This window comes from Olivibacter jilunii, assembly GCF_900607235.1.
Lineage (GTDB): Bacteria > Bacteroidota > Bacteroidia > Sphingobacteriales > Sphingobacteriaceae > Olivibacter > Olivibacter oleidegradans.
Genome location: NZ_LR027854.1, coordinates 257,792 through 270,236 on the forward strand (window position 1 = coordinate 257,792; position 12,445 = coordinate 270,236).

10 protein-coding genes are annotated in these 12,445 nt (G+C 40.3%); 1 reads left to right on the plus strand and 9 read right to left on the minus strand.

Annotated elements, in window-relative coordinates; genetic code table 11:
* Positions 1–105 precede the first annotated feature (105 nt).
* Positions 106–1,110 (plus strand): aldo/keto reductase, encoded by a 1,005-nt coding sequence (locus E0E36_RS21145; RefSeq protein WP_130857640.1) that lies wholly within the window; start codon positions 106–108, stop codon positions 1,108–1,110.
* Between the two features lie 47 nt (positions 1,111–1,157).
* On the opposite strand, the gene E0E36_RS21150 is transcribed toward E0E36_RS21145, so the two are convergent.
* The 9 genes from E0E36_RS21150 to E0E36_RS21190 all read right to left on the minus strand — a co-directional run bounded on the left by E0E36_RS21150 (position 1,158) and on the right by E0E36_RS21190 (position 12,443).
* Positions 1,158–1,874: a DUF4198 domain-containing protein gene (locus tag E0E36_RS21150; protein ID WP_041388269.1), complete on the minus strand. Its 717-nt coding sequence runs from the start codon at positions 1,872–1,874 to the stop codon at positions 1,158–1,160.
* Positions 1,875–2,021: 147 nt separating this feature from the next.
* Complete coding sequence (locus tag E0E36_RS21155; RefSeq protein ID WP_130857641.1) at positions 2,022–2,501, minus strand: thioredoxin family protein; 480 nt, start codon at positions 2,499–2,501, stop codon at positions 2,022–2,024.
* Between the two features lie 123 nt (positions 2,502–2,624).
* Entirely contained in the window at positions 2,625–4,967 is a 2,343-nt protein-coding gene (locus E0E36_RS21160; protein WP_130857642.1) for a TonB-dependent receptor, read from the minus strand.
* Positions 4,968–5,124: 157 nt separating this feature from the next.
* Positions 5,125–6,375 carry an MFS transporter gene (locus tag E0E36_RS21165; protein WP_130857643.1) on the minus strand — a complete coding sequence of 417 codons (1,251 nt, stop codon included), beginning with the start codon at positions 6,373–6,375 and terminating at the stop codon, positions 5,125–5,127.
* 76 nt (positions 6,376–6,451) lie between these two features.
* Positions 6,452–6,880 carry a nuclear transport factor 2 family protein gene (locus E0E36_RS21170; protein WP_130857644.1) on the minus strand — a complete coding sequence of 143 codons (429 nt, stop codon included), beginning with the start codon at positions 6,878–6,880 and terminating at the stop codon, positions 6,452–6,454.
* Positions 6,881–6,909: 29 nt separating this feature from the next.
* Entirely contained in the window at positions 6,910–7,851 is a 942-nt protein-coding gene (locus E0E36_RS21175) for an RraA family protein (RefSeq protein ID WP_130857645.1), read from the minus strand.
* A gap of 246 nt (positions 7,852–8,097) precedes the next feature.
* Positions 8,098–9,171 carry a FecR family protein gene (locus E0E36_RS21180; RefSeq protein ID WP_130857646.1) on the minus strand — a complete coding sequence of 358 codons (1,074 nt, stop codon included), beginning with the start codon at positions 9,169–9,171 and terminating at the stop codon, positions 8,098–8,100.
* Positions 9,172–9,353: 182 nt separating this feature from the next.
* The gene (locus E0E36_RS21185) at positions 9,354–10,850 is read right to left on the minus strand and encodes a mandelate racemase/muconate lactonizing enzyme family protein (protein ID WP_130857647.1); all 1,497 of its coding nucleotides are present in this window, start codon (positions 10,848–10,850) and stop codon (positions 9,354–9,356) included.
* Between the two features lie 39 nt (positions 10,851–10,889).
* Positions 10,890–12,443, minus strand: a complete 1,554-nt coding sequence (locus E0E36_RS21190) for a SusD/RagB family nutrient-binding outer membrane lipoprotein (protein ID WP_130857648.1) — start codon at positions 12,441–12,443, stop codon at positions 10,890–10,892.
* Positions 12,444–12,445 lie beyond the last annotated feature (2 nt).

Below are 12,445 nucleotides of genomic sequence, written 5' to 3' on the forward strand. Positions count from 1 at the left end.
TAAAATTTGCTAAAATCCTGAATTTAAATGTTAAGAACCTTTAATAAAATACGATTAAAATGCAGCTAATTTGTAAACGTATACATTACATTTATTTTTTTAGTTATGATAAAATTGCCACGTCTTATTTACGGTACAAGCAGTTTAGGCAACCTATATGAAGCATTAGATATTGAAACTAAGCATGAAATTGTCAAGGCATGTGTGCAAAACGCTAAAGAAATCCCCGTATTTGACTGTGCGGGAAAGTATGGAGCCGGCTTAGCTTTGGAAACACTTGGAACGAGTTTAAAAAAGCTTGGCTTAACGAATGAAAAAGTACTGATTAGCAATAAACTTGGATGGTATCGTATTCCTTTAGCTAAAGGTGAGCAACCAAGTTTTGAGAAAGACGTGTGGAAAGATATTCGGCACGATGCCGTACAAAGGATAAGCTACCAGGGTATATTGGAGTGCTTTTATCAGGGTAACGAGCTGCTTAACGGTTTTATACCTCAGATGGTTTCTGTGCATGATCCTGACGAATATTTGGCAGCAGCGGACGGTATCAAAGAAGAAGAGCAGCGTTTTAAGAAAATATTACAAGCATACGAGGCACTTAATGAGTTGAAAGCAAAAGGCGAAGTTCATTCGGTAGGCATTGGTGCAAAAAACTGGAGGATTATCCAACGAATCAGTCCTTTAATCAAACTGGACTGGGTGATGATTGCAAATAGCTTAACCGTGCATCATCATCCGAAAGAGTTAGTGGATTTTATTATTGAGTTATCAAACAAAGGAGTTACCGTTATTAACTCGGCTGTATTCAACGGCGGCTTTTTAGTGGGAAGTAATTATTATAATTACTGTTACGTGAACAGGGAGTCAGAAGGAGGACAGAAACTGCATCAATGGCGTACGCTTTTTTTCGAAATCTGTAAAAGACACCAACTTCAACCTGCCGTTGTTTGTGTTCAGTTTGGCCTGCAGCTACCTGGCATTAACAGCATTGCGCTAAACACTTCCAAACCACACCATGTTGAACGAAATAGAGCAATGATTGATCAACGCGTAGATATGTGTGTTTGGAACGAATTAAAGGATGCGGGCCTGATTGCCTATTCAATTTAATATAGAGGTGTCTTCTATCTTGAAAGCAATAGAAGACACCTGCTGACTTATTTTACTTCGAAGGAAAAAGTTGATCCAACCCAAGCTGCATCAAAATCTTTACCGTTGTGATTTCCGGTTACTTTTTCAAAATTCTGCGCTTCAGCCACGTAGCGACCTGGCCACAAAGGGAGAAAACTTAACATACCATTTTCGTCTGTCATCACTTCCTTCGACCATCCTTCAGGAGAGGCCACGTTTACAGGCTTGTTAGCAAGGGGTTTCCCATTCAAGTAAGCAAATAATTTAACCGGTTTGTTTTTGGCAAAAATTTCATGATTATCAGCATATAGCTTTAATCCATTTTCATTTAAACCAGCGTCTACTTTACTGGATTTGCCAATACTTACATAGGCAGAAGAAACGAAGTGATATTTGGTTGTACCCCCCAGTTCTGCCGCCTCGTGACTTACCATTAACGTATATACGCCCTCGTTTTCAGGGGTAAAGCTGCTACTGTAATACGCTTGCCCCGGAATCGTTTTTAACTGGCTCTTTTTTCCATCAGGAGCGACAAGCCAAAGCGTAAAATCCTTTACATCCGAGTACCATTTTTCGGGAGCATCCCGTTCATTGAGGGCAAATTCCCCGTAAAAAACCTTCACGTCATGGGCCGTTCCCAATTTGCCATAGGTCGCAGTTTCAATCCATAAAGCATGCGCTTGCACTTGTATATAAGTGAAGAAGCATAAACATACTAATAAGGTAGCTTTTAAAATTCTCATGAATCTAATTCGTTTAATGTAGTGAACATAGCCTTGCTTAAGTGAGGCTAAGGTTTCAACAAATATACATCTATTTAGATTTAGTACAAATAAAAGACATAAAAACATTTTTTAGAAAACCGTATGAACCGGAATCCAAAGGCAGCTTTACTTCGGTAGAATCTCTATCATAATACGTTGGAGGTCTTTTTTTCGAAGAAAACCATTATATCGGAACAGTAATTCATTTTTTTCATTCAGTATGCAAATGGTTGGAAAGGAAATCTTTCCTGCTTCATCAGCACCGAGATAACTCGCCAGCGAATGTAAGCCTGTCGAGGCTCCATTTGGATTATAGTGAAAGGTCTTCTTATTGAATTTTATAGGCTCTTTCTGTTCCGCATTCAATTGAAGGAAATAATACCCTTGTTTAATACCGATTGGCCAATCATCCCCGAGATAGTGCTCCATCGCTCTGCAGTACCTACACCAATCCGTACCAATTAATATAAGGACCAATCTTTTTTGCTTTTGTTGTAGATAGGGCAATCGATCAAAAGACACCGTATCTAAGGGTACTGCAAATAATGCGGTTACCCTTAGCACGATGGTACAAACCAGCAAACATAAAACTGTTCCTTTTTTCATTCTTTAGCTATCAGAGATCAACCGTCGCCCTTCAGTTGCACTGAACCTTCTTCTCTGCTAACGTGAGTTGGGCGACTCATTCACGATTTCCATACTCAACCATTTAACTATTCAACGACTTCGTTAAATACGGATTCTGACACCAAGAAATCCTCTAATCCCTTGGTTTGGTCCATACGCGTAACCATCAGGATCAAACTGTAAACCATATGGATTATCTGAAGTTGGCACAATCCGGCCATCACTGCCGTAAACCACCCCTCTATTAAATGGATCAAAAGATCGCGCAATCGGTGATTTTATACCTGCCCCCTCCCCTTCGGCTATGGCAGGCACACTTTTCGAAATCGTCCAATCTAATAAATTTTTAATTCCTCCGTATATTTCCCATTTGTCGCCTCCATGCCAAGTAAACTGAATATTCTGAATGCTCCATACTGGAGAATACTCCGGTCTAGGATCTAATTCACTCAGCAAAGCTAGGCGCATCGGGCCGTATATATTTCCTGTATAGTCTATTCCCAGATTCAGCGTCTTAATATGGTAAGACAAAGCCCAGGTAGCCGTCCAATTTTCGGTCAAGATGGGACGGAATTTCTCCATTGCCCCAGCCTCATTTCTTTCTTTATTGAAAACATTCATCCAAGTACCACCGGCGGTTAATTTCAGACCATTATACATCGCTAAATCTGCATTTAGACTAATACCTCGTGTAACACCATGGCCATCCAGGTTTCTGTAGATGATCTTTCTCGGATCCAAGTCATAATTCGGTAAGATCCGATTGTTGAAGTAGGTATACCATGCGGATGATTCAAAACTCAATAGATTTCCATCCCCAAGTTGTAATTTCTTAATATAATTCAAATTCACATTAACACTCCGCTCGGGCTTTAAATCCCCTTCAATTTCTACATCGCGAGCGCCCGTTAAGGCGGCATGATCTTCTGTAAAGAGATTAACAACCCGGAAGCCTGTTCCGGCATTTAATCGAAGGATATCATTGTCCGTTATACTCCACTTATAAGCCATTCGCGGCGTAAAAATATCCCCATGATCCGAGTTATAATCATAGCGCATGCCGAGTAATAAACTGTGTTTATCGGCCAATTTTATTTCGTCCTGCAGAAAAACACCTGGCATAGTCATTTTACTGGCGTCATTAATGATTTCGCCGTCGTCTCCAACTAGTTCAGTCGCCGCAGTATTGTCATTGTAGTAGGTATATCGCAAGGCGGCACCTATTAATAAATCATGTTTACCCAGTCGCTTATCCCAAGTCAGTTGTCCAAAAGCAATGCGCTGTTTAGCCAAATACCATTCATCACCGTAAACTGAGTTCTGATCATGGTTATTATAAGAAAACATAAAAAACATTTTTTCCTTTACGGGTAATTGATAGTTCCCCAAAACTTCCCATCTTTTAGTATAGATACTCTCGCCATACACTTTGTCACTTCCTCTAAACGATTTATTCCAAGTTGTTTGCCCTCCCCAACGATCTTCATATAAATATCTTCCTGCCAGCGAGAGCAAGCGATTCTCCTTTCGGTTAAAATTCCATTTCTGAAAAACGGATATTCGATTCTGCAGCGTCATATCCGTGAAACCATCGTGGTTATGGTCTACTTTATCGGTAAAGTTAAAATAGTTTACTCCGGTCAATACATTCGCCTTCTTACCTATAGATTGGTTAAGACCAAGATCTGCATTGTATTCCCGCCAGCTTGTTCCGAAGATATCCGCAGATAATCTTGAAGCCTGTTGAGGCTTTTTGGTAATGATATTAATCAGCCCTCCAACCGCCTCCGAACCGTACAAGGAAGAAGCCGGACCCTTTACTACTTCCACCCGCTCTATAAGAGAGGAAGGTATCCCCGACAAACCATAAACGGTTGATAAACCACTTACAATAGGCATACCATCGATCAGAACCATAGTATAAGGACCTTCTAATCCGTTAATATGAATATCACCTGTATTGCACACATTGCAATTTATTTGTGGACGGACACCGTTTACCATTTGCAACGCATCGAATACCGTTGCCGTTGGATTTTTTTTAAAAAAGTTATGATTATATACTTCTACAGGAACGGGAGTTTCCAATCTATTCACTTCTTTCATCGTACCGGTAATCACCACTTCTTCCAATCCACCTTCTTCTTCCTCCATATTGAAATCCAACCTAATATCCTGTTGACCCGCAACCTGAACAACTTTCAACTGGCTCACAAAGCCTAAACGGCTAACCAAAAGCCGATATGTTCCATCAGGTAACCCCTCAAAAATATATTGGCCGGTACTGTCACTTACAGTCCCCCTTTTTGTATTCTCTATTTTAATTGTAGCACCCTCTAATGGTGCGCCAAGATGGAAAATACGACCTTCTATTGCAGTATCCGTTTGCGCTATAATAACTGTTCTCGTCAAGAGAAGAAAGAGAAAAAGGGTTATGTGCTTCATATATACCTATTGTTTGTAATTTGAATCACAAAACTATAAAAGTTAGATTAATCTAACAAATAAAATAAAAATATTTACAATAGAAGTAAGGCCTGCCTTTATTTACAGGTCACCTCAATTTAACTTGCCTTTTTTCTAATTCTTACTATTGTGCCTTTTAGATACTTTTGACGGGTTTTATGACTATTAGTGTCAAGATAGAAGATAACAACAATGTACCTGCCATCAGAATATAAGAAGCCCCAAAACCATGTGTAACTCCATTTAGATATCCAACAATGTAAGCGCCAACAAAAGAACCTAAGGCTCCCATGCTATTGATCAGACCAAGCGCCCCCCCTGATACATTTCTGGGTAAAATTTCGGTGATTACCGCAAAAAAAGGTCCGTAAGGAGCATACATAGATCCACCCGCAATTACCAGCAAAGAAAACGAAAGCCAAAAGTTAGTGGTGCCTATAAGGAAAGAACCATAAAAAGCTAAAGCGCTGATTAATAGAAAAGGCCAAACGTAGAGTCTTCGATTCATGCTTTTATCAGAAGCATAGGAGGCTGCAAGCATGGCCACAATCGCTAACAGATATGGCACCGACGATAACCATCCCGTTGTCACAATATCCATGTCCGGAGCTGCTTTAATAATAGAAGGCAACCACATGACAAAGCCATATAAGCCCATACTCCAAAGGAAATATTGAAGGCATAATAAGATAACGGTCTTTGATCTAAATGCTTCTAAATAGTTTTTTACCGGCTTTATAGCTCGCTGTTCCTCCTGCAAACGACTCTCAATACTCTTTTTCTCTTCAGTATTTAGCCAGTTTGCCTCGTTTGGCTTTTCGTCAATCATTTTCCACCAAACAAAAGCCCAAACTATGGCGGGTGCGCCTTGTAGAATAAACATCCACCGCCAACCCAAGGCATGGATAAGGTAACCTGAAAGTACCGACATCCAAAGAACTGTTGCCGGATTTCCGAGTATCAAGAAGGTATTTGCCCTTGAACGTTCTTCTTTTGTAAACCATTGGCTTAGTAAAATAAGCATAGCGGGCATTACCGCACTTTCTACCACACCTAACATAAATCTTATAACAATGAGTAAGTTTACATTGTTAACCATGCCTGTGGCTGTTGCCAGAATACCCCATAGGATAAGCGACCAAAAAATTAATTTCTTTGCACTTTTATGTGCTGCATAATGTGCTCCCGGTATCTGAAAGAAAAAATAACCGAGAAAGAAAAGCGACCCTAACAAGGATGATATACTAGGTGTAATTTTCAGATCCTCTGCCATACCACCGGCGGCGGCAAAGCCAAAGTTAGCACGGTCGAGATAAGCTAAACTGTAGGTGATAAAGACAATCGGAATAATTCGATACCAGCGGGAGGGAGCTAATGTGTTAATCATTAGAGTAGAATTTATAATTGAATACTATAGAAACGGGAATTCGCCCGATTGTGTATATACGTTCTGACAGAGGCCATTATATTCGCACAGCCTGTCTGGCCAGTAAACGCCAGTGCCCCTCATGCAAATGCCAGACCTGGAGTACTTTCAGATTAACTGTTCCGGGCGACTTACCCGCGTCATGCGTACGGGCAAAGAAATGGTGCCTTACAATCGCTGTTTTATCTTCTATGTCAATTTTTTCCTCCGTTAAATCAATCTGCAAGAATTTGAATTTTCCATTCACCATAGAAGCGATACAAGTTTCTCTGTCCTCAATTAAACCACTCGAATGTCCATAAGTTAGCAGTGGCGATGTTAATGCCTCAAACTTCGATTGATCGGGATGAAGCATGGTTTGACGAAAATCCTCTACAGCTTCCTTAACGGCTAACTGATTAGATTGCCTAGCCTTATTTGAACAACTCATCAAAACCATAGCCGATATTATCAGATATTTATACATTTTTTTCCTTTAACTTGTCCGAAAGCAGTTTAGTAAAAATCCCGATTTTTTAAATAGGCATCCAATTCTTCTCTAGACATTGGCAGTTCGTCACCTGATAAGTTTTTCAACCAATTGATAAAGTCGTTTTTAATATCGTCTGTCCACTTACTATCGATCTGTCCGGAGAGGTATTTTTTCTCTCTTAATCGTTGGGCTCCGAAAGCGTCTCTTAGCATGGTAAATTCAGAACTGATTACTAAATCCTCTACAAGATGCGAAGGAATAAATATAGTTCCATATTTATTCGCCAAAACGGCATCTCCCGGAAGTACCGTTGCTCTGCCAATCCGAATGGGTGCGTTAATAGTTGTTAAGGTCATTTCCATGATATACGAGGGATCTTGTCCTTTTGCCCATACGTTGAAACCTTTTATTTGACTTAACCCGTCCATATCTCGTACGGCACCCCAGAATATAACACCATTTTTTGAATTGGTATAAATGGTATTTCCAAGCATATCCCCAATCAATGTTCCATCGATAATTTTACCATAACTATCGGCAACGTACACATCACCCGGTACGAGTACATCAATGGGCCAAGTATTTGTACCTCCTTGAGTAGATCGTTTTTCTTTCAATCCCTGCTGCTTAATCTGTTCGACAAGGTCGGGTCTGGCAGGCATATATTGCGCCGTAACAGCCCTTCCGACCATTACCTGATCAGGGTACATAATCAGCTCCCAATTGGCTTCAAACTGGTTATTATATTTCTGGCTTCTTAAATATCCCCAAGCTTGCTCCATGGATATTTTTTTTAATCTTTCTAAAAGATTATCAGGAATCTTTGGACGTCCATCGGGATACCGCTCGCCCTTCCACTGTGAAGTTAATGCGGTGATATATTCAGGAGACGATCCAACTTGTTGAGCGAATACCGTTGAAACAAAAAAAACAAATGCTAAATAGCTTAAGATAATTTTTTTCATAAAAAGGATTTGTTTGTTTAAATTATTGTATTTAATAGTAAAACGATGTGAGCCTTTTTGCGAGTAGCTGTTAAAGAATTATAAACCTGGCACTAAAGCATCTATAGAAAACTATTTTCATAGCGCCTTTTATTTTTTATAACATAGGACATTGTGGTTAAAAATCCCAGTGTATCGGCTAACGAAGGCCTAGACATACATGGAGGAATAAGTTAGAAGTGTGTACACTTCCCGTCATCCCATATATTAATAGATTATTATTTCATCATCTTCTATTTTATATTGAAATGGTTTAATCAACTGCATTGCATTTAACAACTGGGTAATATTTTCTCCGGCAATGTTCGCTGTATAACGATAACTCTTTACTTTTTGAGCACTGACCTGGATATTCACATTATACCATCTTTCCAATTTTGGAATTAACTCCTCCATCGTTTCATTTTTAAAGATCAGCTTGTTATCAATCCAAGAAGTTTCCTGAATATACTCCTTATCCTCCACGTGTACTTTTGATAAATTTCCTATTGTCACAATTACGGAATTCGGTTGCTTATCCATTGCCTGCTTAGAATTTATTACAGCTATTTTCTCTGACGGTTTTAACACTATTCGTTCTTTCGGCCTCTTATTGACAGATAACTCTATCGCACCTTTAATCAATGTAGCTTCCGTTTTCTGTTCCTTTGGATAAGCCTTTACGTTAAACGCCGTGCCTAATACCCGGATAGATATTTCTTCGGTTCTGATTATAAACGGTTTATTTCTATCTTTAGCCACATCGAAGTACGCTTCTCCTTCCAAACTTACCAAACGACGCCTCGCATCCTTAAAATCATTATAAGATAAACGACTATCTGCATTTAACCATACTTTAGTACCATCAGGCAAAATCCACTGCTTACGTATGCCCTTTTCCGCCACAATTTCGATTCGATTACCCAAGGCATCTTGGTCAGAATATCGACGCCAAAAAAAACCAATCAGCAAGACACTTATTACAGAAGCTGCAGCACTATAAAAAAACCATTTTCTCCTAAGTGACCATCGTTTTTCCAGCTTGGTATTAAATGAATTTTCATCATCTTTTTCCGCAACAAAATCGAATTTGTGCTGGTGCTTTGCCTTATGCCTTTGATAAAATGCTTGCGGATCGCTATTTTGAACGGTATCTTGCGACCATAACTCTTTTACAAATTCGTCATAGTATATTGCTTCAGGACTCTCACTTAACAACTTCGTTAGCTCTTCCTGCTCTAATTCGTTAATCTCGCCCGCCATCTTACGGGTCAATAGCACAATGATTCTATTGTCATTCATAAAATTCGGGAGTATCTTTACGCATACCAATTGACGCTCTCAATTATAAAGACAATGGTTTCGTTAAAACTCCCTAAGGCGTATTTATTTTTTTCTTAATGTAAAGACATTGTATAGTATAGTTGTTGAGTGGTATTGTATAACCACCCAACGATTTTACTATTCAACAACAAACAAATTAACTAACTCCAAGTGCGGTCATGGGACCTTCGGTCATCCCATTGTGGCGTTGGTTCAAAATAAGATTTATCCTTTTCGATTAAATGCTCTTTTACTACCTCGTCGTTTAACTCAATCCCGAGTCCAGGTGCATTTAAAGGCACATTAGCGTAACCTTTTTCAATTAATTTTCTTCCATCCGTTGTCTTTACCAAATCTTCCCACCAAGGCACATCGACCGAGTGATGCTCGAGCGACAAAAAGTTTTCTGTAGCGGCGGCACAATGTACGTTAGCCATGAAAGAAATAGGCGTACCCGCCTGGTGCATGGCCATACCTATTCCGAATTCCTGCGCGTAATCACCTATCCTTTTTGTCTCTAAAAGACCTCCCGAAGAGGCTAAATCCGGGTGTATTAAGTCTACGGCTCGATTGTGGATTAGGTTTTTAAAATTACTTAGCAAATAGATATCCTCCCCCGTTATGGTCGGGGTCTCTATTGCCTCCGTGATTGACTTCCATTGTTCAGTATATTGCCACGGCACCACGTCTTCCAACCAAGCCAATCGGTATTTCTCCAATGCCCTGCCTAAACGAATACCATTATTTAAATCAAAATGGCCGTAATGGTCCGTCGATATGGGAACATCATAACCAACCATACCGCGCACGTTTTCTACAATCCTTGCAAGTTCTTCCAGGCCTTTATCTGTTATCTGAATCTGAGTAAAGGGATGCATGCGATTAGCATACGCCATGTAATTATTATCTCCCCATTGCGCTAATCGTCCTTGGTTATTTTCCCAGAATTTACTGTTTACTACGGTGCCGGGTTTGCCCCTAAGTTCTCCTATGGATACATCCATCTTTAGCCAGGTATAACCCTGTTCCTCAATCCTATACTGGATGAGTTTCTTCTGTTCTTCCACTGAGCTGGCTTCCGGTGTATCAGCATACAACCGCACTTTATCTCGGTATAAACCACCCAACAACTGCCAGGCTGGAACATTATAGGCCTTCCCACAAATATCCCATAGGGCCATTTCTACGGCACAAACGCCTCCTGCTTGTCGTGAATCTCCTCCAAACTGCTTAATCATTCTGAATATCTTTTCTACATTGCATGGGTTTTCGCCTATTATCCTGCTTTTTAAAAATAAAGCATAGCGCTCATCTGCACCGTCACGCACTTCGCCCAAACCATAGATGCCTTGGTTGGTATCAATACGAATGATGGCTGTACGTCCCATTACACGGGTTACGCAGTAACGCATGTCAGTTATCTTTAAATCTGAAGGTGCCGAATTTCTATTTACCCGTGAGGTTGTATGCGCCAAGGTTTCTTCTATTGGCAAACTCACTAAACCACCTAGAGTTAGGCCACCCAATGCCATTTTTTTTAAAAAATCCCGTCTAGGTTCTTCCTTTGGGAGTGATTTACTTTCTACCAATGCTTTTTGTCGTTGTGTGCATTCAGCAATACGTGTTTGTTCTTTGATTTCTTGAATGATATTTTTCATAATTCCGGTTATTACTTTATCCTAGATTTTGTGATTTCTTTAATTACCTTGATCCCAAAAAATGTGTGTTCCCAAACTATTACCCCCCATTCTGTTAATTGCTTCCTGTATATTCACTGCATTGACAGAAATTTCCCGCAGTGGATATACAAGCCTCCTAATAAATCCTCCGGCACCTGGGATCGATGGGTCTTGGGAAGGAAAGTTTACAGGGTTAAGCCGAGGATAGCCACTTCGTCTAAAATTCGCCCAGGCTTCTGACCAATTTCGGAAGGAACTGACCCAATATTGTTCATTAATCTGTTCAAGCGCTCTTTCTGATGTAAAAGCGATATTCGGACTATGAAGATAAACTTCCTTTTCTTCTGCGGTAATACTAGGCATATTCCCAAATAAAGGCGCCTGCTCCATGTGCGCACTAATACCGGTTTCGTAATATTGTTGCGCATTACCGGAAGGAAGGTATCCCCTAGTAGCCGCCTCCGCTAATAACAACTGTGTTTGTGAAAAAGAGATCAAGAATTCAGGTGCGTCTATACGCATTACCGTGGAACGGTTAAACTGAGAATACTCCCATGCTGATCCTATTTTGCCTGGATAATCCGGTGCCGTTTCAATGGAACTTTCGTCATAACCATAAGGCATGCCCTGTTGATCTGCCGGATTTGTATTAGCAGCACCGGCAGTTGCCAGCGGATTCGCAGGTAATTCATATTTCACCGCTATATACCGAAGTCGCGGGTCGTTATTATTTTTTAAAAAATCCACAAACGGCTTGCCGATGTAATAATTGGCACGCTCTCCTCCTAATAAAGCGTTTGATGTACCATTTGTATACATGGCATTAAATTGAATAAGCGCATTGTCCTCATTCGACTGCATAACACCTCCCCTCACAGGATCAGTTGCTGTAGCAACGATCGATCTCGCTTTTTCTTCGTCTATTTTTGTATAACGCATTCCTAGGCGAAGCAAAAGAGAATTTCCCAATCGCTTCCAACGATCTATTGTACCTCCGTAAAACAAATCAGCAGAACCAATACTCGATCTGGTCGGATCCAAGGCATCTGTTGCCTCGATATATTCTTTCATAATCGCATCATATATCGCTTCCGCCGGATCATATCTAGGCAAATAATCGGCTTGTGTATACCCCAGCCCGGCTTCCGTGTAAGGCACATCGCCATAAGTATCCACAAGTAGCTGAAAACAATACGCTTTCCAAATACGTGCCATGTGATACAAGTTGTGTTGCTCTTCTTTTCCTTCTGTTTTATTGGTCACCTCAATTAAGTATCTAATTGGCCCTGTGTAAATGGCATTAAAGGCTTCACTAGCGTGTTGATCATTTATAATATTCCGATTCCCTGCTGCTAAAAGTCCCCCGTAAGGTGTATTAATTTGTTGCACGATTTCGCCCTGGTAGTGATAAGATGCAATAGCCGATAAACGTTGTGCATTTGAGAAAAGATAAGCTGGCTCTAAATCACTCGCCAGCGAAGGATTTGTATTGATCTCTTCAAAATTCTTATCACATCCGCTACTGGCATACAAAACGGCCGTCATTAGAAGATGTACTAAAATCTTTTTCATAA

Coding starts and splice junctions, on each gene's coding strand:
- E0E36_RS21145 (WP_130857640.1), top strand. CDS start 106: ATGATAAAATTGCCACGTCTTATTTACGGTACAAGCAGTTTAGGCAAC.
- E0E36_RS21150 (WP_041388269.1), bottom strand. CDS start 1,874: ATGAGAATTTTAAAAGCTACCTTATTAGTATGTTTATGCTTCTTCACT.
- E0E36_RS21155 (WP_130857641.1), bottom strand. CDS start 2,501: ATGAAAAAAGGAACAGTTTTATGTTTGCTGGTTTGTACCATCGTGCTA.
- E0E36_RS21160 (WP_130857642.1), bottom strand. CDS start 4,967: ATGAAGCACATAACCCTTTTTCTCTTTCTTCTCTTGACGAGAACAGTT.
- E0E36_RS21165 (WP_130857643.1), bottom strand. CDS start 6,375: ATGATTAACACATTAGCTCCCTCCCGCTGGTATCGAATTATTCCGATT.
- E0E36_RS21170 (WP_130857644.1), bottom strand. CDS start 6,880: ATGTATAAATATCTGATAATATCGGCTATGGTTTTGATGAGTTGTTCA.
- E0E36_RS21175 (WP_130857645.1), bottom strand. CDS start 7,851: ATGAAAAAAATTATCTTAAGCTATTTAGCATTTGTTTTTTTTGTTTCA.
- E0E36_RS21180 (WP_130857646.1), bottom strand. CDS start 9,171: ATGAATGACAATAGAATCATTGTGCTATTGACCCGTAAGATGGCGGGC.
- E0E36_RS21185 (WP_130857647.1), bottom strand. CDS start 10,850: ATGAAAAATATCATTCAAGAAATCAAAGAACAAACACGTATTGCTGAA.
- E0E36_RS21190 (WP_130857648.1), bottom strand. CDS start 12,443: ATGAAAAAGATTTTAGTACATCTTCTAATGACGGCCGTTTTGTATGCC.